The organism is Williamsia sp. (genome assembly GCF_036566845.1).
In the GTDB taxonomy this organism is placed as follows: domain Bacteria; phylum Actinomycetota; class Actinomycetes; order Mycobacteriales; family Mycobacteriaceae; genus Williamsia.
Window position 1 is genome coordinate 19,053 of record NZ_DATCVM010000245.1, and the last position, 24,828, is coordinate 43,880.

The 24,828-nt window shown below is 65.0% G+C and carries 18 protein-coding genes; 4 read left to right on the top strand and 14 right to left on the bottom strand.

Translation table 11 applies throughout. The annotated features are described in order from the left end of the window. Positions 1-455: 455 nt before the first annotated feature. Genes VIQ49_RS23870 through VIQ49_RS23895 form a run of 6 tightly spaced genes read right to left on the bottom strand, consistent with a single transcriptional unit; the run spans position 456 to position 8,215 of the window. On the bottom strand, positions 456-2,108 hold the full coding sequence (locus tag VIQ49_RS23870; protein WP_331889076.1) for an AMP-binding protein: 1,653 nt from the start codon (positions 2,106-2,108) through the stop codon (positions 456-458). 27 nt (positions 2,109-2,135) lie between these two features. After that, the gene (locus VIQ49_RS23875; RefSeq protein WP_331889077.1) at positions 2,136-3,005 is read right to left on the bottom strand and encodes a CoA ester lyase; all 870 of its coding nucleotides are present in this window, start codon (positions 3,003-3,005) and stop codon (positions 2,136-2,138) included. Next, entirely contained in the window at positions 3,002-3,499 is a 498-nt protein-coding gene (locus tag VIQ49_RS23880; RefSeq protein WP_331889078.1) for a MaoC family dehydratase, read from the bottom strand. Before VIQ49_RS23880 ends, VIQ49_RS23875 begins: the two co-directional genes overlap by 4 nt. Further along, entirely contained in the window at positions 3,496-4,668 is a 1,173-nt protein-coding gene (locus tag VIQ49_RS23885; RefSeq protein ID WP_331889079.1) for an acyl-CoA dehydrogenase family protein, read from the bottom strand. The genes VIQ49_RS23880 and VIQ49_RS23885 overlap by 4 nt, the downstream gene beginning before the upstream one ends. After that, positions 4,665-6,680 carry an acetyl/propionyl/methylcrotonyl-CoA carboxylase subunit alpha gene (locus VIQ49_RS23890; RefSeq protein WP_331889080.1) on the bottom strand — a complete coding sequence of 672 codons (2,016 nt, stop codon included), beginning with the start codon at positions 6,678-6,680 and terminating at the stop codon, positions 4,665-4,667. The genes VIQ49_RS23885 and VIQ49_RS23890 overlap by 4 nt, the downstream gene beginning before the upstream one ends. An 11-nt stretch (positions 6,681-6,691) precedes the next feature. Next, the gene (locus VIQ49_RS23895) at positions 6,692-8,215 is read right to left on the bottom strand and encodes a carboxyl transferase domain-containing protein (protein ID WP_414731709.1); all 1,524 of its coding nucleotides are present in this window, start codon (positions 8,213-8,215) and stop codon (positions 6,692-6,694) included. 158 nt (positions 8,216-8,373) lie between these two features. Between VIQ49_RS23895 and VIQ49_RS29040 the strand changes: the two genes are divergently transcribed. Both VIQ49_RS29040 and VIQ49_RS23905 read left to right on the top strand, forming a co-directional pair. Continuing rightward, positions 8,374-8,592, top strand: coding sequence for an alanine-zipper protein (locus VIQ49_RS29040; RefSeq protein ID WP_414731705.1), 219 nt, complete (start codon positions 8,374-8,376; stop codon positions 8,590-8,592). A gap of 245 nt (positions 8,593-8,837) precedes the next feature. After that, entirely contained in the window at positions 8,838-12,395 is a 3,558-nt protein-coding gene (locus tag VIQ49_RS23905; RefSeq protein ID WP_331889083.1) for an indolepyruvate ferredoxin oxidoreductase family protein, read from the top strand. 115 nt (positions 12,396-12,510) lie between these two features. Here the strand turns inward: VIQ49_RS23905 and VIQ49_RS23910 are convergent, their stop codons facing one another. The 6 genes from VIQ49_RS23910 to sucC all read right to left on the bottom strand — a co-directional run bounded on the left by VIQ49_RS23910 (position 12,511) and on the right by sucC (position 17,237). Next, positions 12,511-13,128, bottom strand: a complete 618-nt coding sequence (locus VIQ49_RS23910) for a TetR/AcrR family transcriptional regulator (protein ID WP_331889084.1) — start codon at positions 13,126-13,128, stop codon at positions 12,511-12,513. Positions 13,129-13,318: 190 nt separating this feature from the next. Next, positions 13,319-13,801, bottom strand: a complete 483-nt coding sequence (locus VIQ49_RS23915; RefSeq protein ID WP_331889085.1) for an RDD family protein — start codon at positions 13,799-13,801, stop codon at positions 13,319-13,321. Continuing rightward, entirely contained in the window at positions 13,798-14,532 is a 735-nt protein-coding gene (locus VIQ49_RS23920; RefSeq protein ID WP_331889086.1) for a hypothetical protein, read from the bottom strand. The genes VIQ49_RS23915 and VIQ49_RS23920 overlap by 4 nt, the downstream gene beginning before the upstream one ends. Positions 14,533-14,665: 133 nt before the next feature. Continuing rightward, the gene (locus VIQ49_RS23925) at positions 14,666-15,022 is read right to left on the bottom strand and encodes a cupin domain-containing protein (protein ID WP_331889087.1); all 357 of its coding nucleotides are present in this window, start codon (positions 15,020-15,022) and stop codon (positions 14,666-14,668) included. Positions 15,023-15,169: 147 nt separating this feature from the next. Then, entirely contained in the window at positions 15,170-16,060 is an 891-nt protein-coding gene (sucD, locus tag VIQ49_RS23930; protein WP_020108503.1) for a succinate--CoA ligase subunit alpha, read from the bottom strand. A 13-nt stretch (positions 16,061-16,073) separates the two neighbouring features. Next, positions 16,074-17,237: an ADP-forming succinate--CoA ligase subunit beta gene (sucC, locus tag VIQ49_RS23935; RefSeq protein WP_331889088.1), complete on the bottom strand. Its 1,164-nt coding sequence runs from the start codon at positions 17,235-17,237 to the stop codon at positions 16,074-16,076. A 367-nt stretch (positions 17,238-17,604) separates the two neighbouring features. Between sucC and VIQ49_RS23940 the strand changes: the two genes are divergently transcribed. After that, positions 17,605-18,726, top strand: a complete 1,122-nt coding sequence (locus VIQ49_RS23940; protein ID WP_331889089.1) for a M23 family metallopeptidase — start codon at positions 17,605-17,607, stop codon at positions 18,724-18,726. A gap of 109 nt (positions 18,727-18,835) precedes the next feature. On the opposite strand, the gene VIQ49_RS23945 is transcribed toward VIQ49_RS23940, so the two are convergent. Next, positions 18,836-21,385, bottom strand: a complete 2,550-nt coding sequence (locus VIQ49_RS23945; protein WP_414731706.1) for a UvrD-helicase domain-containing protein — start codon at positions 21,383-21,385, stop codon at positions 18,836-18,838. 100 nt (positions 21,386-21,485) lie between these two features. Here VIQ49_RS23945 and VIQ49_RS23950 point away from each other — a divergent pair, with 100 nt between their 5' ends. Beyond that, positions 21,486-23,027, top strand: a complete 1,542-nt coding sequence (locus VIQ49_RS23950) for a hypothetical protein (RefSeq protein WP_331889090.1) — start codon at positions 21,486-21,488, stop codon at positions 23,025-23,027. Between the two features lie 18 nt (positions 23,028-23,045). On the opposite strand, the gene VIQ49_RS23955 is transcribed toward VIQ49_RS23950, so the two are convergent. Then, a complete protein-coding gene (locus tag VIQ49_RS23955; RefSeq protein ID WP_331889091.1) occupies positions 23,046-24,758 on the bottom strand; it encodes a hypothetical protein in 1,713 nt (570 codons plus the stop codon). Positions 24,759-24,828 lie beyond the last annotated feature (70 nt).

Below are 24,828 nucleotides of genomic sequence, written 5' to 3' on the forward strand. Positions count from 1 at the left end.
TACATCCGTCTGCGCCCACAACGGCCGATTTGGCCGGGTTGTCCTATCCACGAACTACGGTCAGTGTGCGAAGCAGTACCGAACTTGCTGGTCGTGGTGCTCAGACCAGCGGCATTCTCAGTGTATGCCGGGTGAATCGGCTTCTGCCGATACCGATCAAACTGGTCCGAACTCACCGCGCCCACGGCCGCACAGCCGTGACGGGCGACGCCCCACGCCGGCCACGCGAGCCCCCGAGGCACCCCGACATCGACGCGAAGAAGCCACACCGACCACTCGAAAACCAAAATCGGGTGGGCAGGCTTTTCGAATTCGATACATATCCGTTTGTTCGCGCAACCAATACATCCAGACAATTCGAGATAGGCGCCAAATCAATTGAACCGACAACCGCCGGCAAATATCAACGCGCTGAATGCCGTTGCACACAAATAGATTTGACCCGCGACATTTCGTCAGAGATCAAGGATCCCCAATGCCTCCTGCCGCATCTGGACCTTGCGAACCTTCCCGGTCACCGTCATCGGGAACTCGTCGACCACATGCACGTACTTGGGGATCTTGTGACGGGCGATCTTGCCGTCCGCAAAGGCCCTGAGGTCATCGGCGGTGAAAGCGCCTGCACCATCTCGCAATTGGATCCACGCCATCAACTCTTCGCCGTACTTCTCGTCGGGTACGCCGATGACCTGGGCATCGAGGATGTCCGGGTGCGTGTACAGGAACTCCTCGATCTCCCGCGGATAGATGTTCTCGCCCCCGCGGATCACCATGTCCTTGATGCGGCCGGTGATCTGCACATAGCCGTGCACGTCCATGACCGCGAGGTCACCGGTGTGCATCCACCCGTCGGTATCGAGTGCTTCGGCAGTCTTGTCGGGCTGGTTCCAGTAGCCCACCATCACGCTGTAACCGCGAGTGCAGAACTCGCCGGTGTCACCGCGCGCGACGACCTCGCCGGTGCCCGGATCGACGATCTTGATCTCGAGATTCGGGCCGACCCGGCCGACCGTCCCGACCCGGCGCTCGAACGTGTCGTCGGTCCGTGTCTGGGTCGATACCGGCGCCGTCTCGGTCATCCCGTAGCAAATCGACACCTCCGCCATGTGCATCTTGTCGATGACCTGCCGCATCACTTCGGCCGGACACGGTGATCCGGCCATGATGCCGGTTCGCAGGGTGCTCAGGTCGTAGCTGTCGAAATCGGCAAGCGCCAGTTCGGCGATGAACATCGTCGGGACGCCGTAGAGGCTTGTGCACTTCTCGGCCTCAACGGCTTTCAGTGACAGCGACGGATCGAATCCGGGCGCGGGGATGACGATCGCAGCGCCGTGCGTGGTCGCGGCCAGATTACCCATCACCATGCCGAAGCAGTGATAGAACGGCACCGGGACGCAGATCCGGTCCGCTTCGGTGTAACGGCACAGCTCCCCGACCAGATAGCCGTTGTTGAGGATGTTCCGGTGAGACAGTGTGGCGCCCTTGGGATTCCCCGTGGTACCCGACGTGTACTGGATGTTGATCGGATCGTCCGGGGTGAGTGACTCGGCGACCTTGTCCAGCGCGCTGAGCTCGGCTTCGGTTGGCGTGGCGCACAATTCGTCCCAGACGGGGCTGTCGAGCAGGACCACCGATTGCAGCGCATCGCATTTGTCGAGCGCGGCGGACAGCATTCCGGCGTAATCGGCGCCGCGGAACTCGCGGGCGGCGATGACGGTGCGGGCACCCGACTGGGTCAGGGCGAACTCGATCTCGGTCTGCCGGTAGGCGGGGTTGAGGTTCACCAGGATGACACCGAGTTCTGCGGTGGCGTACTGCGTCAACACCCATTCGGCACAGTTCGGTGCCCACAGCCCCAGGCGATCACCGGGCCCGAGGCCGCTGCGCGAGAGTCCGGCAGCAAGCGCGCGCACCTGCCTGCGGAACTCTCCGTACGTCCACCGACGCCCGGTCGGAACGTCGACCAACGCGTCCGAGTCCGCGAATCGCTCGGTGGTGTCGCGGAGCGATTCGCCGATGGTGAGCGTCAGCAGCGGCGGTTCTTCTTCGCCTTTTGCGTACGAGAGCGGTGCGCCTTCGGCACCCCTTGTTGACGAGCGGTCAGACATCGTTGTCTCCTCACAGGTCGCACCGGGTCAATCTGCTTGCGGAGCCCGTCGCATGATGGCCTCTGCCTGTCCGAGCAGCGGCGAATCGATCATCTGGCCCTTCACCCGGAACACACCGCCAACGTTGGCTGCAGCGGCGTCGAGGACCTCACGGGCCCAACTGATCTCGTCATCGGTGGGACTGTAAGCCGCCCGCACGATGTCGACCTGGGACGGATGGATGCAGGCTGTTGCCTCGTATCCCAGGTTCACCGCGTCGAGGGCCTCCAACCGCAAACCCTCGGTGTCGGCGATGTCGATGTGGACCGAGTCGACGGCAAATCGCCCGTGGCCGGCACAGGCCAGGCGGACCATGCCGCGAACCTGCAGGGCCACGTCGCGGTACCGGCCGGTGTTCTCCTCACCCGCGGTGAACCGGCTGGACCGGCCACCCATCGCGGCAATCAGATCCTCGGCGCCCCACATCAGTCCGATGCAGTTGGGGGCAGCCGCGATCTGATCGGCCTTGGTGGCCCCCAGCGGGGTCTCCACCAGCGCGACGACCTGATATCCGACCGGCAGCAGCTGCTCAGCGCTTTCTGCCTTCGCCAGCATCACCACGCGGTAGTCGGTCTGCGCCAGCGCTTTGAGATCCTTCAGGTGATCACCGGTGCCGGCCGGATTGATCCGGACCATCGTGATGTTGGGGTCGATCGGGTTGTTGATCAACGCCTCACGTGCAGCATCGCGGTTTTCGGGACGGACCGCGTCCTCGAGATCGATGATCACGGCATCGGCACGTTCGGCCGCCTTGGCATATCGCTCCGGCCGGTCGGCCGGTACGAACAAGATCGCCGGTCCCGGTGGACTCCAGTTCGTCACCGATTCTCCTCCTGTGCGTTCTACCTCGATTGTCATGGTCTCTTCCGAACCAATGTCGAGCGTTGCGCAACGGCCACCACGTCGCCGTGCTGATTCTTTCCTATATGACGCAATGACACCACGCCTTCACCGGGCCGGGATCTGCTTTCCCGTTTTCCCGTGCACACGGTCTCGGCGTAGAGCGTGTCACCGTGAAAGAGCGGTTTAGGGAACGCGATCTCCGAGAAGCCCAGGTTGGCCACCAGGGTGCCCTGGGTCAGCTGACTCACCGAAAGCCCCACGATGGTCGACAGCGTGAACATCGAGTTGACCAGACGTTCGCCCCCGAAACCCGGCTGTTCGGCGGCGAATGCGGCGTCGAGGTGCAGGGCCTGGGTGTTCATCGTGAGGGTCGTGAACAGAACGTTGTCGGCCTCGGTGACCGTCCGTCCCGGACGGTGTTCGTACACGGTGTCGATCTCGAACTCGTCAAAATACAGGCCGCGCTGCGTGACGCGCCTGGGTTCGGCCTCAGGGGTGTTGTTGCTCATGCGAATCCCAACTCTCGTGCGATGAGCATCAGCTGGACCTCGGTGGTACCCTCGCCGATCTCGAGGATCTTCGAGTCGCGGTAGTGACGTGCCACCGGGTACTCGTTCATGAAGCCGTATCCGCCGTGGATCTGAGTTGCCATGCGCGCGTTGTCCATTGCAGCCTCGCTGGAGACGAGCTTGGCGATCGCGGCTTCCTTCTTGAACGGCTTGCCGGCCAGCATCTTCGACGCTGCGTGGTAGTAGGCGGTGCGGGCCGTGTGGGCCCTCGCCTCCATCCGGGCAATCGCGAACGACACCGACTGGTAGTCGCCGATGGGCCGGCCGAACGACTGCCGCTCCTTGGCGTACTTCACACTCTCGTCCACACAGCCCTGGGCGACGCCGGTGGCCAACGCGGCGATCGCAATCCGGCCCTCGTCGAGAATCGAAAGGAAATTGGCATAGCCCCGGCCACGTTCACCGAGCAGGTTCTCCGTGGGTACCCGCGCGTCGTCGAAGCTCAGCGGATGGGTGTCCGACGCATTCCAGCCCACCTTGTTGTACGCCGGCTCTGCAGTGAATCCCGGTGTGCCACTGGGCACGATGATGGTGGAGATCTCCTTACGGGGACGCCCGTCGGCGCCCGGTGCGCGTGTGCCGGTAACGGCGGTGACCGTGACCAGAGAGGTGATGTCGGTGCCGGAGTTGGTGATGAACTGCTTGGAGCCGTTGATCACCCACGAGTCGCCGTCCTGTTTCGCCGTGGTGGCCGTGGCCCCGGCGTCCGAACCCGCTCCGGGTTCGGTGAGCCCGAAGCCGGCCAAGTTCTTTCCGGCGGTCAGGTCGGGCAACCACTTCTGCTTCTGCTCTTCGTTGCCGAATCGATAGATCGGCATGGCACCGAGGCCGACGCCGGCCTCGAGGGTGATGGCCACGGACTGGTCGACCTTGCCGAGTTCTTCCAGGGCCAGGGCGAGGGCGAAGTAGTCGCCGCCCATGCCGCCGTATTCTTCGGGGAATGGCAGGCCGAACAGCCCCATCTCCCCCATCTGCCGAACCACGTCGTACGGAAAGCTGTGCTCGGCATCATGTTTCGCCGAGACCGGCGCCACCACCTGCTGCGCGAAGTCGGCAACGGTTTTGCGGAGCTCGTCGTATTCGGCTGTCAGGTCATCCGTGACGGTCATGCGGGGGTTCCTTCCGAGTGTTCTTGTGCTGCCTGGTCGACGATCACGGCCAGCTTCTGACCGGCGGTGACCTTGTCGCCGACTTTCACCGAGACGGTGAGATCACCGGCGCGGGGAGCAGTCAGGGTGTGTTCCATCTTCATCGCTTCGACCACGAGTACCGGCGCGCCGGCCTCGACTGCTTCGCCACCGGGATTGAGCACCGCCACAACGGTTCCCGGCATCGGGCTGGTGATCTCACTGAGGGCTTCGTCCGCGTCCGACGATTTCAGGATGTGCGCGGTGGCAACTTCCCAGATCCCATCGGGTCCGCTGATCCAGTATTCCTGGTGATGTTCATGACCGAGTTCGGCATCGGGATTGGATTCGGCGATGAGCCACCGCGATCCGGCGCCATCGATCGTGAACCGCTCACCGTGCAGCGATGCCGACGCAGTCCATTCTCCGACCGCCACGTCGGCGTCGTTCTCGGATCCGGTCACCGACACCGTGACCCGCTCGTCACCGACCTTCAGCCGGGTACGCGTGGCCGCCGGTCCACCGATGCGCCAGCCCACCTCCGACGTCCAGGGGGTGCCGCCGTGGCGGGCCCGCCGGGTCCGGTGCAGACCGACCAGCGCCAGGGCCTCCGGCGGCACAGCCGGCGGCGTGTAGTCGACGATGAGGCGATCGAGCAGCTCGGTATCGAGGTCGCCGTCACGAACCCGTGGCTCGTCGAGCACAAATCGGCAGAAGTCGATGTTGGTGCGCACACCGAGGACATGGGTGTCGGCCAGCGCGGCGCGCAGTCGGGCAATGGCATCGGCGCGGTCCTCGCCGTGGACGATGACCTTCGCCAGCATGGGGTCGTAGTCGCTGCCGACCACCCCGCCGGTGACGATGCCGGAGTCGACCCGGATCCCGGGCCCGCTCGGCTCGTCGACCAGCAGCAGTTCGCCGCCGGTCGGCAGGAACCCGGCAGCCGGATCCTCCGCGTAGACACGGGCCTCGATGGCGTGACCGGTCATGGTCACGTCGTCCTGGCCGAAGTCGAGTTTCTCGCCGGCCGCCACCCGGAGTTGCCACTCCACCAGATCGATGCCGGTGACGAGTTCGGTGACCGGATGTTCCACCTGCAGACGGGTGTTCATCTCCATGAAGAAGAACTCGTCGGGACGGTGGGCGGAGACGATGAACTCGACGGTTCCGGCGCCGGTGTACCCCACCGAGCGGGCGGCGTCACAGGCCGCCGCACCGATCCGGGCCCGGGTCGCGGCATCGAGCAGAGCCGACGGGGCCTCTTCGATGACCTTCTGATGTCGTCGCTGCAGGGAACATTCACGTTCCCCGAGATGCACAACGTTGCCGTGGGTGTCGGCGAGAACCTGCACCTCGATGTGGCGCGGGGTGTCGACAAACCGCTCCAGGAACAGGGTATCGTCGCCGAACGCGGCACCGGCCTCGCGACGAGCGGTGTTCAGTGCGGCGGCGAGGTCGGCGGGGTCTTCCACCCGGTGCATGCCCTTGCCACCACCGCCGGCACTCGGTTTGATCAGCACCGGGAATCCGATATCGCTTGCTGCCGCGATCAATTCGTCGTTGGTGAGTCCCGGACGGGAAATACCCGGGACAACCGGGACATCGCGCTCGGAGACCGCGGCGCGAGCGGCGATCTTGTCACCCATGACCTCGATTGCCTGGGTGGGCGGACCGAGGAACAGGATCGACGCCTCCTGCAGCGCGCGGGCGAAAGCCGCGTTCTCCGACAGGAATCCGTAGCCCGGATGGACCGCATCGGCACCGACCCGTTGTGCGGCGTCGATCACCTTGGCGATGTCGAGGTAGCTCGCGGTGGCTGCCGCGGGACCGATGTGGACTGCCTCGTCGGCGAGCCGCACGTGCAGCGAATCGGCGTCGGCATCGGAATACACCGCAACACTGCGGATTCCCTGAGCCCGAAGGGTGCGGATGACGCGGCAGGCTATCTCGCCACGGTTCGCGATGAGAACTGTCTTGATTGTCTTGGTGGCCATGTTGGTGCCTCTCACATCCGGAAGACGCCGTAGGACACCGGCGCCAACGGCGCTCGGCGTGCGGAAGCCAGTGCCAGCCCGAGCACGGTGCGGGTATCGGCCGGGTCGATGACGCCGTCGTCCCACAGGCGAGCTGTCGAGTAGTAAGCGCCGGACTGCTTTTCGAACTGCTCGCGGATCGGGGCCTTGAACGCCTCTTCGTCGGCGGGATCCCACTGGTCACCACCGCGTTCGATCTGGTTGCGGCGCACCGTCCCCAGGGTGTCGGCGGCCTGCGGGCCACCCATGACCGAGATCCGGGCGTTGGGCCACATCCACAGGAAACGGGGCGAGTACGCGCGGCCACACATCGAGTAGTTGCCGGCACCGAAGGAGCCGCCGATGATCACGGTGAACTTCGGTACGCGGGCGCACGCCACGGCGGTGACCATCTTGGCACCGTTCTTGGCGATACCACCCTGCTCGTATTCACGTCCGACCATGAACCCGGTGATGTTCTGCAGGAACACGAGCGGGATCTTGCGTTTGTCGCACAGTTCGATGAAATGTGCTCCCTTGAGGGCACTTTCACTGAACAGCACACCGTTGTTGGCGATGATGCCCACCGGATGTCCGTGGATGTGGGCGAACGCGGTCACCAGCGTGGTGCCGTAACCCGCCTTGAACTCGTTGTACTCACCGCCGTCGACAACCGTTTCGATGACAGCGCGCACGTCGTACGGGGTGCGGGCATCGGTGGGGACGATGTCGTAGAGGTCCGTCTGCGCGGCCTTCGGTTCCCGAACCGGCTGGACGTCCCACTGCGGGGCCTCCTGCGGGCCGAGGGTCGCCACGATGCGACGGACGCGCTCGAGGGCATCTTCGTCGTTGACGGCGAGGTGGTCGGTGACACCGGACACTGTCGAGTGCATCAGTCCGCCACCGAGGTCTTCGGCGCTGACGTCTTCTCCGGTGGCCGCTTTCACCAGCGGCGGACCGGCCAGGAAGATGGTGCCCTGATCCCGCACGATCACCGTCTCGTCGCTCATCGCCGGCACATACGCGCCGCCGGCGGTCGACGAACCGAGGACTGCCGAGATCTGTGCGATTCCGGCGGCGCTCATGTTGGCCTGGTTGTAGAAGATGCGGCCGAAGTGGTCGCGGTCGGGAAACACTTCGTCCTGTTCCAGCAGCATCGCGCCACCGGAGTCGACGAGGTAGATGCAGGGCAGGCGGTTCGCGGCGGCGATCTCCTGCGCCCGCAGGTGCTTCTTGACGGTCACCGGGTAGTAGGTGCCGCCCGAGACGGTGGCGTCATTGGCGATGATCAGGCATTCCCGCCCGGCCACGCGGCCGATACCGGCGATCACACCGGCGGCCGGAGCCTTGCCGCCGTACATGTCCTCCGCGGCCAAAGGGGCCACTTCGAGGAATGGGCTCCCGGCATCGAGGAGCGTGTCGATGCGGTCCCGGGGGAGCAACTTTCCCCTGGACAGGTGGCGCTCACGCGCCTTCTCGCCGCCACCACCGGCGACGCGGCCGAGCCGTTCGCGCAGTTCGGCGACATTGGATTCGTGCGCCTGCCGCCACTGGCCGGCGACTGCGGTTGTGGACGTCAATGCCCACCCCTTTCAGTTAGGAGCGATTAACTGAGTTTGAACGTTACGCGCATCACGCACCAATTGTCACGCCGATCCGGTCATCGATTCGCCGATTGCCCGCCTACACCACCCAACCCGCCGAGCGGGCCCATATCCCCGTCGAGCGTGCCCAACGCGCCGCCGACCGGGCCCTCGTTACCGCCGACTGTGCCCTCGTTACCGCCGACCGGGCCCTCGTTACCGCCGACCGTGCCATCGCTACCGCCGAGCGGGCCCTCGTTACCGCCGACCGTGCCCTCGTTGCCGCCGACCGTGCCGATCCGACCGCATAGCGTGCCTGGTCGGCGGCCAACCGGGCCGACGCTACGGCTGGGATACACCGACCCGTCGCCGACGCTGCGCGTTCGGCACGCTCGACGGGGATATGGGCACGCTCGGCGGGGATATGGGCACGCTCGGCGGATGTGGGCTCAGTCACAGTGGTGCAGTACGATCGGCTTACCGAAAACGCACGTCTTCGCCCCACCACCCCCGGGGCGGATACAAACCAAATAGATAGAGAGCCAGGTAAACAGCCATGACCCTCGTCCAGCACCACCCCAACGAAGGCGATCACGATCGCGATCCACTCGGCGGAAGTTCCGCGGGTGTTGAATCCTTTTCGCTCGATGATCGCTATACCCGGGAGACCGGGACCGTCTACCTCACCGGCATCCAGGCCCTGGTGCGCATGGTCCGCGACCGCGCCCGCCTCGACCGCCGTCAGAACCTGAACACCTCCTCGTTCATCTCCGGATACGAGGGTTCACCGCTGGCCGGATACGACCTCGAGATCGCCCGCCGCGCGAAGTACCTCGACCCGTTCGACATCGTCCACCGCCCCGGTCTCAACGAAGACCTGGCCGCGACGTCCGTGATGGGGTCGCAGGTGGCTGCCCAGGTCGGCACACTCGCCGCGGGCACCAACGGCATCGTCCGGGACGGGGTTGTCGGCTACTGGTACGGCAAGGCCCCCGGCCTCGACCGGGCCACCGACGCACTGCGCCACGCCAACATCATCGGAACGCACTCCGCCGGCGGCGCCGTTGCCCTCGTCGGCGACGACCCCGGAGCGAAGAGCTCCACGGTCCCCTGCGCGTCGGAGATGGCACTGGCCGACCTCTACATGCCCATCCTCTACCCCGCAGACTCCCAGGACATCCTCGATCTCGGCGTCCATGCCGCCATCATGTCGAGGGTCTCCGGCTTGTGGACATCGTTCAAGATCTCCGCACACGTCGCCGACGGTGCCTCCACGGCCGATGTCCACCCCGACCGCATCCTGCCGGTGTATGGCGACCTCGGCACCAGCCCCCACGTGCCGAGCGGAAAGCTGTTGGGTGCCAACCTGATGGAGCTCGAACAGAATCAGCTCACCATCCGGTTGCCCCGCGCCACCGAGTACGCCCGCATCAACCGGCTCAATCGGATCGTGCAACGCACCACCGGCGACCGCATCGGGATCGTCGCTGCCGGCAAGACGTACATGGACGTCCGGGAAGCGTTGCGGCTCATCGGTATCACCGATGCCGACCTGTCGCTCCTGGGCATCCGCATCCTGAAGATGGGTATGGTCTACCCGTTCGAACGCGAGATCTTGGACGAGTTCATCAAGGGCCTCGACGAGGTGATCGTCGTCGAGGAGAAGCGCGATTTCATCGAGACGATGATGCGCGACATCCTCTTCCGCCGTCCCGACGTCCCCGCCATCGTCGGCAAGACACATGAGGACGGTTCAACCCTGTTCTCGCGCTTCGGCGAACTCGACATCGATTCCGTCACGCGCGGACTCGCCGGTCGGCTCGCTCGTCATCACGAGATCCCGGCAGCACAGAACTGGCTCGACACCAAGGGGCGCAGTCGAGGACGCATCGAACTCCCACTTGCGGTCCGCAGCCCCTACTTCTGCTCCGGCTGCCCCCACAACAGTTCCACCAAGGTTGCCGAAGGAACCCTCGTCGGCGCCGGGATCGGCTGTCACGCAATGGTTCTCCTGATGGATCCGCACCAGGTCGGTGAGATCGCCGGGGTGACCCAGATGGGCGGCGAAGGCGCCCAATGGCTGGGCATGGCACCGTTCGTCTCGGAACAGCACTTCGTGCAGAACATCGGCGACGGGACGTTCATGCACTCGGGGTCACTCGCGCTGCGATCAGCTGTCGCCTCGGGTGCCAACATCACCTACAAACTGCTGTTCAACGGCACAGTCGCGATGACCGGCGGCCAGGATCCGGTCGGCCAGATGACGCTGCCCCAGATCGTGAGTCTGCTGCAGGCCGAACGGGTGAACCGCATCATCGTCACCTCCGACGATCCGATCCGCACGCGGGCACTGCATCTGCCGGCGGGCGTCGAGGTTCGTCCCCGCGATGAGATGCTGGCCGCCCAGCAAGAACTGGCCGCGACCGCCGGTGTCACGGTGCTCATCCACGATCAGGCATGCGCGGCCGAGACACGCCGTAAGCGCAAGCGCGGCAAGGCAACCCCACCGAAGCAGCGCGTGATGATCAACGAGCGGATCTGCGAGGGTTGCGGCGACTGCGGTGAGAAGTCGAATTGCCTGTCGGTGCATCCGGTGGACACCGAGTTCGGACGCAAGACCAAGATCGATCAGAGTTCGTGCAACCTCGACTTCTCCTGCCTGAAGGGCGACTGCCCCTCCTTTGTCACCGTGATCCCGTCGGACAAGGAACGGGTCCGGCACACCGTGGCCGACATCGACAACGCTGTGCTGCCCGAACCGTTCTCGTCCAAGTCCATCGACGACGGTTTCACGCTGCGGGTCACCGGGATCGGCGGCACCGGCGTGGTGACGGTCTCCCAGGTGATCGCCACCGCCGCCGTCCTCGACGGTCATGTCGCCCGGACCGTCGACATGACCGGACTGGCACAGAAGGGCGGCGCCGTCGTCAGCGACGTGAAGGTCAGCGCGGGCGTCGTCGAGCAGGCCGCCAAGGTCGCCACCGGCGACTGCGACATGTATCTGTCGTGCGACGGACTGGTCGGCGTCGATCCGGCCAACCTCAAGGTCGCCTCTCCCGACAAGACCACCGCGGTGGTGTCCACCACCAAGATCCCGACCGGTGCCATGGTCATCGACACGTCGGTCTCCTATCCCGACAACACCGCGATCGCGGACTCGATCAATCACTCGGTGGCACGCGCGATCTACCTCGATCCCGGTGCGCTGACCCTCGACCTGTTCGGCGACGAGCAGTACGCGAACATGCTCATGGTGGGTGCCGCCTATCAGTCCGGTGCGATGCCCATCTCGGCCGCGTCGATCGAACGCGCCGTCGAACTGAACGGTGTTGCGGTAGAACGCAACCTGCAGGCGTTCCGTCGTGGACGTCAGGTGGTTGCGAATCGCGGCGAGGTGACCGCAGCCATCGCCGCGGCCCACCCGGCGCCCACGCCCTGGCAACCGAGCGCCGACGCGGTGCGGCTGACCAGCGAGTTGACCGCACTGCGCCCCGCCGTCCTGCAGGTCGTCCAGTATCGGGTCGACGAGCTGATCGCGTACCAGAACATCGCGTACGCAGGCGAATACGTCGCATTTGTCACCCACGTTGCACAGCGCAGCGGAATGGACGACCTGACCGACGCGGTGGCGCGCAACCTGTTCAAGCTCATGGCGTACAAGGACGAGTACGAGGTGGCCCGGCTCACCCACGATGCCGCGTTCGCGGCCGAGGTGGCCGATCAGTTCGGCGATGACGCCAAGGTTGCCGTCCGGCTGCATCCGCCGACGCTGCGGGCCATGGGTATGAAGAACAAGATCGCCCTCGGCCGCCGGGCAGCACCGGCGCTCGCTGCATTGGCGAAGGGAAAACGTCTGCGCGGCACCCGGTTCGACCCCTTCGCACGGGCCGAGGTCCGTACCACCGAGCGGGCGCTGATCGGTGAATACCGTGAGGTCATCGAGCGGGCGCTGACCGGTTTGGCGAACGGAACCATCACCCCGGACCGCCGGCACGGCGTTGTTGCCGTCGCCGAGTTGCCCGACATGGTCCGTGGGTACGAAGACATCAAGATGGCCAACGTGGCCCGCTACCGGGAGGCTGTCACCGACCAGACCGCCGCGCTCGGCATCTGACCTCCACCCACCGCCGCAAACGCTCCAGAAATACGAAGACGCTCCACATATTTGTGGAGCGTCTTCGTACAAGCGGAGCGCTTGCGGTGGGTGGTGGGCCGGACGGCGGTGGGAGCTAGCTGCGGGCGGCGGTCAGCGCGGCCCGGGCCATCTGCGCCAACAACTTCTGCTGGCGGTCGATCTCGAGTTCCGGCAGCCGCGGTGACGAGTTGATCAGGCCGAACGCCGCGTGGACGCGGGTGCGGCCCTCCTGCCTGGGTATCGACGGGTCCACCCGGACCAGTACGTCCGTCCACAATTCGACGTATTGACGCTGCAGCCTGCGGACCTCACGACTGGCTTCCGGAGTCAGTGAGGACAGGTCGCGGTCCTGTACGCGGATCAGTTCGGGTTCGGTGGTGGCGAAGTCGACGTGGAATTCGATCAGCCGTTCCAGTGCATCGGCATCGTCGGTCGACGCGGCGACCACTGCCTCGCCACCGCCATGCAGGCGTTGCGAGATGGTGATGAGCATTTCGGCGAGAACTGCGTCTTTGCCGGTGAAATGTCGATACATCGCCGGACCACTGACCCCGACCGCGGCTCCGATGTCTTCCAGTCGCACACCGGCAAAACCCCGTTCTGCCATCAACCGGGCCGCCGCTGCCAGCAGTTCACGCCGCCGGGCAGCCTTCGCCAGACCACGGCGGGTCACCGGTGCCGGCGACGGGGAACCCTCGGTTGCAGATGTCATTGTCTGTCGAGAATACCGAGGCCCACCACGAACACTCCAACCAATCGCGCAGTAGGTGTGATGTGTTCGATTCTTCGGCGGCACCCACCACCCCCACTACCGCCCCACCGGACCGCCGCTGCCACCCCACATCGATTGTCACCCCGTTGAATTCGCGGATGGCCACCGCCGGCGAGCGAGCCCCGAAGGCTCACCAGGCGTAGACGACCCGGCTCCGCAGCACCATGTCCTGCACCGACAGGCGCCGACGGTGAACTGCCACCCACGCCAACCCGATCGGGAAGAAGGCGTAGAAGAGTGCCCGCAACAGCGAACGCGAGGGACCGAGCCGACTTCCGTCGCGGCTGACCACTTCGAGCCCCATCGCCACCGAGCCGACTGTCCGGCCCGAGACCATCCAGCACGTGGTCATGTAGATCACCGCGATCGAATACGACGCGATGCTGGAAAGCACGATGTTCGGGTTCGGAGCGTCGAATGTTCCGGTGCTGAACAGCAATCCGAGCAGATAGAAGAAGAGATATATCGAGCCGACGATCACGATCACGACCACCACGTCGATCGCCGCCGCCACACCTCGGCTCACGATACCTGCCGCCCTGGTGTCGAGGGCATCCTTGCTCGTGTGACGCGGCTCGTTGGTGTGATGCGGCAAGGGTGTCGCATCTGTCATGGCTTACCTGCCGGTGGCTCATCGGGCTCGCGGCGGTGGACATCGACGACCACTTCCGTGATCGAGGTGGTCGAAGGCCCGTCGATCACGCCGTTGATGACCCTTCCGCCGTTGTGCGGAGCGGGCTTGCGGCCCAACAGTTTCCCGAACACGCCCGCGACCACGTCGTCGGCGTGGGCACCTTGCACGCGGACGTCGTCGAGGACCCCGTTGGTGAGCGTCGTCGTGGACTGGCGGACGATCGCCTCCAGGTCGACACCGTCGATGACCTCATTGGCCAGGCCGATCAAATCGACGCGGGCGAGAATGGCGTCGATGTTGATCCGGCCCGCGATCGCATCGATGTCGACACCGCCCACCGCACGATTGAGATCCACCGTCTCGATCACCCCGTCGATGTCGACGCGGCCCAGGATCGCATCGATGTCGATGCGCGCGGCGATTCCGTCCAGATCGATCTCGGTGGCGATCTTGTCCAGGTCGACATGATTCAAGACCAGTTCGGTCAGATCGACCTCTTCGACGAGGGCGGTGATGACTTCGCCGATGATGACCTTCAGCGCGGACCGGGTCAGTGCAACCGCGGTCTCGATGGCCTGCTCACCCAACGCGGTCGCCTCGGTCGCTCCCCGCTCGATCAGCGGGCCGGCAACAGGAATACGAACCGCGACACCATAGAGGCCGCGCGCGCGGCGAACCACGCCCGACGTCAACGTCGCACCAGTGACCATTGGCCTACCGCTCTCTTCGCCGCTCTGAAAGCCGGTGTCTTGTATCCGCTATCGCTCATTGAACGATACTCGACCACCGTGTTGTGGCGACAGAATCGGTTGCGATGACAGTTCTCCCGTCACCGGGCGGTGATCAACGCGCATCTTTGAGAACCAACAGCGTGGCAGCCGAGTCCTCCACTGCGACGAGTTTGTGGGTCACGCCGGCAGCGACGTTGACCGCGGTTCCCGGTGAGAGTTCCACGCGCTCACCGCCCACCGAGAACTCGATCAGGCCCCGCTGGCCGATCACCAGAATGGGCATCGCCGATCGATGGTCGGCCATCACCTGGCCTGCCCGCAACGACAGGTGCACCACATTTGCTCCGGCAACCCGGGCCACCACATCGATCTTCGGCCGCTCGGTCCCGGAATCGATGACCTCGTCGAGGCCGGTGATCACGGTGAATTCCGCTGGCTCCGTTGGTTCTTCCGCTGGCACATCAGTCATCTATCAGCCTTCCGCACCCGATTGTGGCAGTCTCCCGGGAACATTACTTCGTCAGACCTGGCGCCATCGGCCGAGTCCTCAAACGACCGATGGCGCCGACCCCGCACAGGGTTAGGCGCCATCGGCGAAGCAACTCAGGTGAGCTGGTTACAGATTCTTGTACAGCTCGCGAGCCAGTGCGGCGGTCTCGGACGGCGTTTTGCCGACCTTCACACCTGCAGCCTCGAGCGCATCCTTCTTGGCCTGCGCGGTACCCAGGCTGCCGGACACGATGGCGCCGGCGTGGCCCATCGTCTTGCCCTCGGGAGCGGTGAAGCCGGCGACGTAGCCGACAACAGGCTTGGTCACGTTGGCCTTGATGTAATCGGCGGCGCGCTCTTCCGCGTCTCCACCGATCTCACCGATCATGACGATGATCTTGGTGTCGGGATCCTTCTCGAACGCCTCGATGGCGTCGATGTGGGTGGTTCCGATGACCGGGTCGCCGCCGATGCCGATGGCGGTCGAGAAGCCGATCTCACGCAGCTCGAACATCATCTGGTAGGTCAACGTGCCCGACTTCGACACGAGGCCGATCGGGCCCGAGCCGGCGATGTTGGCCGGGGTGATGCCGACCAGCGACTCACCCGGGGTGATGATGCCGGGACAGTTCGGGCCGATGATGCGGGTCTTGTTGCCCTTGGACACGTTGTAGGCCCACGCGTATGCGCTGTCCTGCACCGGGATGCCCTCGGTGATGACAACGAGGAGCGGGATCTCGGCGTCGATGGCCTCGATGATCGCGTCCTTGGCGAACTTCGGCGGCACGAATGCGATCGACACGTCGGCGCCGGTCTTCTCGATGGCCTCGGCAACGGTGCCGAACACGGGGAGCTCGACTCCGCCGTCATGGCTGACGGTGGTGCCGGCCTTACGTGCGTTGACGCCGCCGACGACCTGGGTGCCGGCCTTGAGCATCAGAGCGGTGTGCTTGGTGCCCTCGCCGCCGGTGATGCCCTGGACGATGACCTTGGAATCTTTGTTCAGAAAAATCGACATTGATCTACAGCTCCTACTTGCTCGCCAGTTCGGCGGCCTTGTCGGCGGCCTCATCCATGGTTCCGACGACCGTCACCAACGGGTGGTTGGCCTCTGCGAGGATGCGGCGACCCTCGTCGACGTTGTTTCCGTCCAGGCGAACGACGAGCGGCTTGTTGGCCTCGTCGCCCAGGGTCTTCAGTGCGCCGACAATGCCGTTGGCAACCGCGTCACATGCGGTGATACCGCCGAAGACGTTCACGAACACGCTCTTGACCTGCTCATCGTTCAGGATGACGTCCAGGCCGGCAGCCATGACTGCAGCCGAGGCGCCGCCGCCGATGTCGAGGAAGTTGGCGGGCTTGACGTTGCCGTGCTTCTCGCCTGCGTAGGCAACGACGTCCAGGGTCGACATGACCAGACCGGCACCGTTACCGATGATTCCGACCTCACCGTCGAGCTTGACGTAGTTGAGGTCGTTCTCCTTGGCCTTGAGCTCGAGCGGGTCAGTCGCGTCCCGGTCCTCGAAGGCCTCGTGGCCGGGCTGACGGAATGCGGCGTTCTCGTCCAACGTGACCTTGCCGTCGAGGGCGAGGATCTCATCGGTCGGCGTACGCACGAGGGGGTTGACCTCGACCAGGATGGCGTCTTCGTTGATGAAGACCTCCCAGAGCTTCTGGATCGTGACGGCCGCGGCATCGAGCACCTCGGCGGGCAGCTTGCCGGCTTCGGCGATGCTGCGGGCAAATGCGAGGTCGACACCCTTGACGGCGTCGACGGGGATCTTGGCCAGTGCGTCAGGGTTCTCTTCGGCGGTGACTTCGATCTCGACGCCACCCTCCACCGAGCACATGGCCAGGTAAGTGCGGTTGGTGCGGTCGAGCAGGAAGGAGATGTAGTACTCCTCAGCGATGTCACTCGCCTCTGCGACCAGCAGCTTCTTGACAACGTGGCCCTTGATGTCGAGGCCGAGGATGGCCTCTGCGTTCGCCACTGCGGCATCGACATCGGCGGAGTACTTCACGCCACCCGCTTTGCCGCGGCCGCCGACCTTCACCTGGGCCTTGACCATCACGGGCTTGCCGATTTCTTCGGCGATTTCACGTGCGCCGGCAACCGTGTCGGTAACACGTCCTGCCGAGGTCGGCACCTCGTGCTTGGCGAAGAGTTCCTTCGCCTGGTATTCGAAGAGATCCATTCAGCTCACCATCTCGTAGGTTTGTCCGCAGTTGGTGCCTGCGAACCACGACGACTGTAACGCCGTCAGAAACGACGCCTACCACTGCTACCGCCGCTTGTGCCTCAGATCACTCGCTGTCTGTCCGCTCGGCCGACCAGTTGCGATTCGACGCGCTCGACCAGCGGCGCGGCATCCGGACAAAGCGTACGCAATCTGGTGATCCAGCTCACAATCGGGGCCTTAAATCCATGTGCGGTTGCGGGCGTCGCAATCATTTCGTTACCGTCGCTGAGTCAGAAGGTAACGGGTTTGTCACAGCAAATCGCCCGTGCAGGTCGGTGGAACTACCTCGAACTGCTTCTGTACACGCTAGGAAGGCTCAAAGTTGGACGCTCGCGGAACGACTACCGGAGGCAGCGCACGTTCGCGCGCTTCGGCCGGAACCCTGGACGAGCAGCGCCCCGACGGCGTCCGTGACGATGAGATCACCAGCATCATCCCCATCGACGACTTCGGTCTGGAGCAGTACGCAGACGGCCCACTGAGTCAGTGGCGTAACGAGTCGGATGCCGAAACCCGCCGATCGACCGGCACCCGTCGATTCGACCGAGACGCATACGACAAGCCCCGGCCCGCCGAGATCACCCAAGACATCGTGGTCGCGGAGATCGAGTTCGACGAGATCGTCCACGAACATCCGTTTGACGTCCGCGGCGCCGAGTTCGACGACTTCGCCCCGAACGACGATGCTCCTGAATGGTCCCCACGGAAACAGCGTTCCCCGGTCCGCAGTGGCGGTAAACATCGCATCGCCGCGCCGCCGCAGGCACTGAAAGGTCGCGCCGCACTCCTCGCGGTCGCCGCCGGAGCCGCCGTGGCAGCCGCAACAGGTTCATTCGCCCAGCAGTCCGACGAGCCCGCACAGACCGCAGCGCCCACCCCGGTGGCCTATCCCGGCAACATCGACGCACCGGCCGCCGGACTGGCCGCCGCACCCGCACCGGCCAACATGGACGCCTTCACGGCCCAGCTCGCAACCGGGCAGGCGATCGCAGATGCCAAGAAGGCTGAAGCCGTCGCCGCCCTCAAACCGACGATCGCCTCCCCGATCGCTCTCGGTGCCTATGACTTCACCTCGGCGTACGCCAGCCGGTGGGGTTCGTTCCACGGTGGCATCGACATGGCAGCTCCGCTGGGCACCCCCATCCACGCCGTCACCGACGGTGTTGTGATCGAGGCCGGCCCGGCGTCCGGATACGGGCACTGGGTCCAGATCCAGGCACCCGACGGCACCGTCACCATGTACGGCCACATGTCGTCCAGTGGCGTGCACGTTCAGAAGGGTCAGACCGTCACGGCAGGCGACGTGATCGCCGAGGTCGGCAACGAAGGCTTCTCCACCGGGCCCCACCTGCATTTCGAGGTCTGGAAGAACGGCACCACCAAAACCGACCCGACACCATGGCTCGCCTCACACGGTGTGCAGCTCTCCGGATACACCAGCTGATCCGAGCTACCTGCCCGCGGGGAGCGTCTCACGTCCGCACCCGCAAGTCGATTTCCGCACGACAAGAAAGCCTGCATCGATGAGGTGCCGGCTTTCTCGTGTCAGTAGCTCAGAGCTTCTCCACGGGCAGTCCACCCAGCGACATCAGCGTGATCTGTCCGGCGCTTCCGAAGTCGAACTTGACCCGTTCGGTGGGTCCGGCGCCTTCCTTGGCAACCACCTTCCCCATCCCGTACTTGGCGTGGGTGACACGATCGCCCACCTCGACGTGGACCTGCTTGTTGCGACCACGGGTGGGTGAGCCGAACGATTCTCGCCGCTGCGTCCCCGGTCGGGACGAACCACCGAAGCGGTCGCCGCCGAACCCGCGGCCGTTGTCGCCATAGTCACGGGTGCCATCGCTCAGACCCCGGCCCATGCTGCGCTTCGGTTCAGTGCGGCGCCAGTCGATGAGGTGCTGCGGAATCTCTTGCAGGAAGCGGGATTCCGGATTCTGCATGGGTGTTCCCCACGCGGACCGGACCATCGCGCGGCTGAGGTACAGCCGATTGCGAGCACGTGTGATGCCCACATAGGCCAGCCGGCGCTCTTCCGACAACTCGGCCGGATCACCGAGTGCACGCATGTGCGGGAACTGGCCGTCCTCCCAGCCGGTCACGAATACAACGGGGAACTCGAGGCCCTTCGCGGTGTGCAGAGTCATCAGCGTCACGACACCGTCTTCGTCGTCAGGCACCTGGTCGGCATCCGCCACCAACGCCACGCGCTCCAAAAACGCCGCCAGCGAACCCGGTTCGGGCTCACCCGGATCAGGTTCGAGATCGGGATCCTCGGGCTGCGCCAAGACGCCGTCGCCGGCACCGTCGATCTGCGTCTCCGGTATCTGCGTCGCCACCGCGTCCGCGGCTTCGGCACTGAATTCCCTTGCCACCGATATCAATTCGTTGATGTTGTCGAGACGAGCACCGTCTTGCGGATCAGACGAGCCCTCGAGTTCGTAGCGGTATCCGGTGCGTTCGACGATCGCATCCACCAGCTCACCGATGTCGCCGGCCTCGTTCCCGGCGTCCATCTCGGCGATGTCGGCGGCATCCGATCCGGCCTCACCAAAGCTCGACAGAAAATCTTTGCGTAGCCCTTCGATAAGTTCGACGAAGGCCGAGATCTGTTTGACCGCACGGGTTCCCAACAGCGGGACCTTGCCTTCGGAACCGTCGATCAACGCCTGGTAGAAGCTGGCTCCGGTGTTCTCCGAATGCACCGCGACACAGGCCTCGGCACGGTCGCCGATGCCCCGCCGGGGCGTGTTCAGGATGCGTCGCAAACTCACGGTGTCATCGGGATTGGCCACCGTGCGCAGATAGGCGACGACGTCCCGGACCTCTTTGCGCTCGTAGAAGCGGACTCCGCCGACAACCTTGTACGGGATGCCGAGGCGGATGAACACCTCTTCGAGTGCTCGCGAAGCGGTGTTGGTGCGGTAGAACGCGGCGATCTGCGAATAGGTGAAGTCGCCGGTGTCGGTGAGGGCGTCGATTTCCCGGGCGATGAACTGCGCCTCGTCGTGTTCGTTGTCGGCGACGTAACCGACGATCAGTTCACCGTCACCGGAGTCGGTCCAGAGCTTCTTCTCACGACGCCCGACGTTGCGCGAGATCACCGCGTTCGCGGCCGACAAGATCGTCTGGGTGGAACGGTAATTCTGTTCCAGGAGAATGGTTTCGGTGTTCGGGAAGTCTCTCTCGAACTCCTCGATGTTGCGAATCGTCGCCCCGCGGAAGGCGTAGATCGACTGGTCTGCGTCACCGACAACACACAGTTCCGCCGGCGTCACGTTGCCGACGGCACCGGTGCCGACCAACTCCCGGACGAGTACGTATTGCGCGTGGTTCGTGTCCTGGTATTCGTCCACCAGCACGTGCCGGAACCGGCGCCGGTAGTACTCCGCGACCTCGGGAAAGGCCTGCAGCAGACCCACGGTCTCGCCGATGAGGTCGTCGAAGTCGAACGCGTTCGCCGAGCGCAGGCGCTGCTGATACTGCCGGTATATCTGCGCGATCGTCTTCCCCGCAGGCTCCCCGGCCTCCTCGGCAGCGACCGTCGCCGCATCGGGATCGACGAGTTCGTTCTTGAAGTTGGAGATCGAGATACCCACACCACGCGGACTGAACTTCTTCGGATCCAGATCCAGGTCACGCACGATCATGCCCAGCAACCGGCGCGAGTCGTCGGCGTCGTAGATCGAGAAGTTCGAGTTCATCCCACTCAGCAGAGATGCCTGGGCCCGCAAGATGCGGACACAGGTGGAGTGGAACGTACTGACCCACATGCGATGCCCGCGCGGGCCCACCAGATCGACCACCCGTTCCCGCATCTCCGCGGCCGCCTTGTTGGTGAACGTGATCGCCAGGATCTGACCTGGACTGACATCCCGCTCGGCAAGCAGATAGGCGATCCGTCGGGTCAGCACCGCGGTCTTGCCCGAACCGGCACCGGCAACGATCAGCAACGGCGAACCGGCGTGCAGGACCGCTGCCCGCTGCTGCAGATTGAGCCCATCGAGCAACTCTTGGGCACGCCTCGACTCCGTGCGGGAGTGCTCATGCAGGTTTCCAGTGGCCATGCCCGGCAACGACGGGTGGGGAGCAGCGCTTTTCATCGTCCTCCAAAGTTACCCGCTCGCACCGACACCTCACGACTGCACCGCCGCTCACACGCGTTCGGTAACATCATCGCCACTCAAGGGTGGGGGCATCACGTTGAAGAGCAACACAATCCCAAAAATCGCACTGGGAGTCGCCGTCGTGGCGCTGATCGCGGTCGTGGTGGCCATGTTCCTCCCGCGCAGCGCTGACGGGACCGCCGTGGCACCCCCGTCGATCCTGGCCCAGAAGCAGCTCACCGCGGTCGCGCTGGACTTCGCGAACCAGCGCGGCGCCACGTACTCGGGCACCGTCACCTCCGGGACCGACAAGATCAACCTCGATGAGGTCGAGGTGACGGCCGGCGGTGACTTGCGCGGCTCGATCAAGATCGGCGGGGAGACCGCCGACATCATCGGCGTGAATGGTCAGACGTACGCCAAGGGCTCGGCCAGCTTCTGGAAAAGCCATCTGGAAAAGCCCAAGATGAACTACGAGGCGGTCGCGGCCGACTGGGCTGCTCTCGACCCGGCGACATTCCCCGATCTGGGCATTCTCCTGGCCCCACCGGCACTGGGCCTGGCGCTGGGCAACGACAACTCGTCGCTGGACATGGACGCAATGGGGACCGTCACCGGACTGATCGGAACGCCCGACGAGCGGTTCGGTCCGGCGGCACCACCCGACATCGTCGCCGAGAACGACGGAACCATCGTCGCCGGTGGCACATTGCGCACCACCACGGTCGACGGCACCGACACCCTCGCGACCGTTGTCGGGCCTCTGGATCAGCCCGGCGGCTCGGTGGTCGACGTCGACTTGTCGGTCGAGCCCCTGGAGCCGGGTGAGATCGGCGGGATCTATGGCGCGATCGATGAGCAGGCCGTCACCCTCGCACACATCCCGGCGCCATATCTGAACCCGAACTTCGACGCCAGCGGCTTCCGCCTCACAGTGGCGCCGGCGCCCTGCAGTCCTCCGGTCTGCGAGTACATCGTCACGTATGTCGCAACCACCCCCGGGACGGCCTCCCCCGGTTCCATCACCATCGTCGGCGACATGACCCTCGCCCTCAACGACCGACCGGTCGGCGCGACCTGCACCCACACCGTGGTCATCCCGCTCAACGGTCGCGGTGAAACCCGGTGTCCGTTCAATGTCCCCAACGAGGACGGGTCCCTCAAAGGGGACGTGTCCTATGTGTTCACCGCGTACCTCGACCAGGATCCGACAGCACTCACCAAGGCTCTCGCCGCCAACGAACAGGTGTCGACCGCCGAGCCGACCGGTGCCTGGACGCGGACCGGATTCAAGGGCAGCGCCGAGAGCCGCGACTACAACCTGCAGATCACCGGGATCAACTCCACGTACACCTACGTCGTCGGGGGTCAGGCGTTCGACGGCCGGGCGCCCGATGGCACCCTGCTGAGCGCATTCGGCCCCGGCTACTCGGAGAACATCGGCACCGGCGGCACATTGAGCAGCACCCGGGATGGCACGGAGGCCCTGATCGCCGCCGCCAAGGCGCAGACCGGCGCCGCCGGGAAGACACCGGTTCGGTGGGTGTTCGCCGAGGCCGATGCCGCCGATGCAACGGAGAAGACACTCGCCGATGCCGGGGTCAGCGGCATCGAGGTGGTCACCGTCGTCCCGGTGTGAGGGTTGCCGGAGACCGGATCACGGCACCCGCACGAGTTCACCGACCCGGACCTGCCCGATGTGGAGTCCGAGTCCCGGGGTCAGCGGTCGGACCCTGATCTGGGTCCCGCCGCCGTGTACCTGGACATAGACGGCGTTCAGTCCAGCTTTGACCGGAGCTGTCACCGGGTCGCCGTCGGCGAGACCGATCTCGATCTCTCCGTCGGTGGTGGCGCAATACGGCAACGCCACCTTCCATGACCAGACGATCAGCGGGCCGTCGAGTTCGAGATCGGTCGGAGCGGTGACCTCGGGGTTGCCGCAGTCACCGAGACCGGCGCTGGTGCTGCGAAGCGCCGTGATGTCCGCGGGGACCAATCTGCCGGAGTCGTCGAGCACGTGCAACTCGTCTGTCGGCGCATCGAACTCCGGACGGTCGGACAGGCTGCCGAACACCTTGCTCACCGTGTTGTAGGGCTTGACCAGTGGCAACAGGACGTGGATCGGGAGCTGATGGTCGAACATCGGGGTGTCCCGGGACGCCGCCAGGGACGCCCGCGCGTTCGCGAGGTACTCACCGGTCGGGTCGATCCGCCATTCCTTGGAGAAGTTGTGGGTGGCGATCAGTGAGCTGACGACGAATCCGGCCACGGCCACCACCGCGACGGGACGCACCCACCGCGGGTGGCTGTGCCCGATACCTCGCCTCCGGGTCGGGGCCATCAGGATCAGCGTCATCGCGATGGTGATGACCAGTGCGGTGTCGGGTAGGTAGCGCAGCGTCTGTGCCAGTTCGATGGTGGTGTGTGCCCCAGTGCGGTTCCAGATGATCGGCATCTGCAGCAAGTACACATACCCGGCCACGACGGCGAGGACCCATCCGGCATGCCGGCGGGCGTACAGGGCGTAACCGGCGGCCCCCAACACCAGCAGCCAGCCGAGCACTTTCACCTGCCAGCACGTCGAGCCGAACGGTGGGCTCGGCAACCAGCGTTCCCAGTCCCACGGCCCGCCGAGCATCCCGGGGATGATGCCTGCGTTGACCGAACGCCAGGCGATCTTCAGAGTCTGGCCGACCGAGTGTTCCTCGGTGTCGGGGGGAACGACGATCAGATACAACGCCACCCAGACCGCTGCGATCGAGCACAGCCCGATCCACAATTCGCGCGCCGAGGTCCAGGCCGTGCGCGCTGCTTGCCCGATGGTGGCGCCGCGACCCGACATCAGGCACCAGAACATCGCGGCCGTCATCGCCACCGGCACGATCAGGATCGACTTCTCGAAGAACGCCAGACCGATGACGAACACGATCAGCGCGCGGGCGATCACCCTCCTGCGGTTCGTCGCCCGACCACGACACAATTGGACGGCCTCGGCCACGACAACCGCCATCGCGATCTGCATCGGAAGGGTGTTGAGGCCCGCCGCCCACCATGTGTATGCCGGCACGGTCAGCGGCGTGAAGAGGTAGAACGCGAGCGGGATCAGCAGTGCCGGACGCATCCGGCCCGTGATGACGATCAGCATCCTGAGCACGGCGATCGATGCCAGCAGCTGTCCCACCACCAGGGTGACCGCCGGGACTGCCCAGTTCAACGGCGCCAGGTCGGTACTGAGGCCCGCCACCAGAAATGCACCCGGCATCAGATGACCGTCGTGGCCGGCCATGAGGAAGTCCCACGAAAAAGTCGATCGCTCGGTGGCTCGGCCGATGAAGACCAGATCATCCCAATAGAAATCTGCCCCCGCCACGAGCGCGATCCGCGCGGCAAGTTGCCCGAGGATCAGGGCTGCGGCAATCCACAGAGCGATCCGGCCCGGC

Bases quoted from the DNA above. Each gene is read 5' to 3' on its own strand.
- VIQ49_RS23870 (WP_331889076.1), bottom strand. From the start codon at position 2,108: ATGTCTGACCGCTCGTCAACAAGGGGTGCCGAAGGCGCACCGCTCTCG.
- VIQ49_RS23875 (WP_331889077.1), bottom strand. From the start codon at position 3,005: ATGACAATCGAGGTAGAACGCACAGGAGGAGAATCGGTGACGAACTGG.
- VIQ49_RS23880 (WP_331889078.1), bottom strand. From the start codon at position 3,499: ATGAGCAACAACACCCCTGAGGCCGAACCCAGGCGCGTCACGCAGCGC.
- VIQ49_RS23885 (WP_331889079.1), bottom strand. From the start codon at position 4,668: ATGACCGTCACGGATGACCTGACAGCCGAATACGACGAGCTCCGCAAA.
- VIQ49_RS23890 (WP_331889080.1), bottom strand. From the start codon at position 6,680: ATGGCCACCAAGACAATCAAGACAGTTCTCATCGCGAACCGTGGCGAG.
- VIQ49_RS23905 (WP_331889083.1), top strand. From the start codon at position 8,838: ATGACCCTCGTCCAGCACCACCCCAACGAAGGCGATCACGATCGCGAT.
- VIQ49_RS23910 (WP_331889084.1), bottom strand. From the start codon at position 13,128: ATGACATCTGCAACCGAGGGTTCCCCGTCGCCGGCACCGGTGACCCGC.
- VIQ49_RS23915 (WP_331889085.1), bottom strand. From the start codon at position 13,801: ATGACAGATGCGACACCCTTGCCGCATCACACCAACGAGCCGCGTCAC.
- VIQ49_RS23920 (WP_331889086.1), bottom strand. From the start codon at position 14,532: ATGGTCACTGGTGCGACGTTGACGTCGGGCGTGGTTCGCCGCGCGCGC.
- VIQ49_RS23925 (WP_331889087.1), bottom strand. From the start codon at position 15,022: ATGACTGATGTGCCAGCGGAAGAACCAACGGAGCCAGCGGAATTCACC.
- sucD (WP_020108503.1), bottom strand. From the start codon at position 16,060: ATGTCGATTTTTCTGAACAAAGATTCCAAGGTCATCGTCCAGGGCATC.
- sucC (WP_331889088.1), bottom strand. From the start codon at position 17,237: ATGGATCTCTTCGAATACCAGGCGAAGGAACTCTTCGCCAAGCACGAG.
- VIQ49_RS23945 (WP_414731706.1), bottom strand. From the start codon at position 21,385: ATGAAAAGCGCTGCTCCCCACCCGTCGTTGCCGGGCATGGCCACTGGA.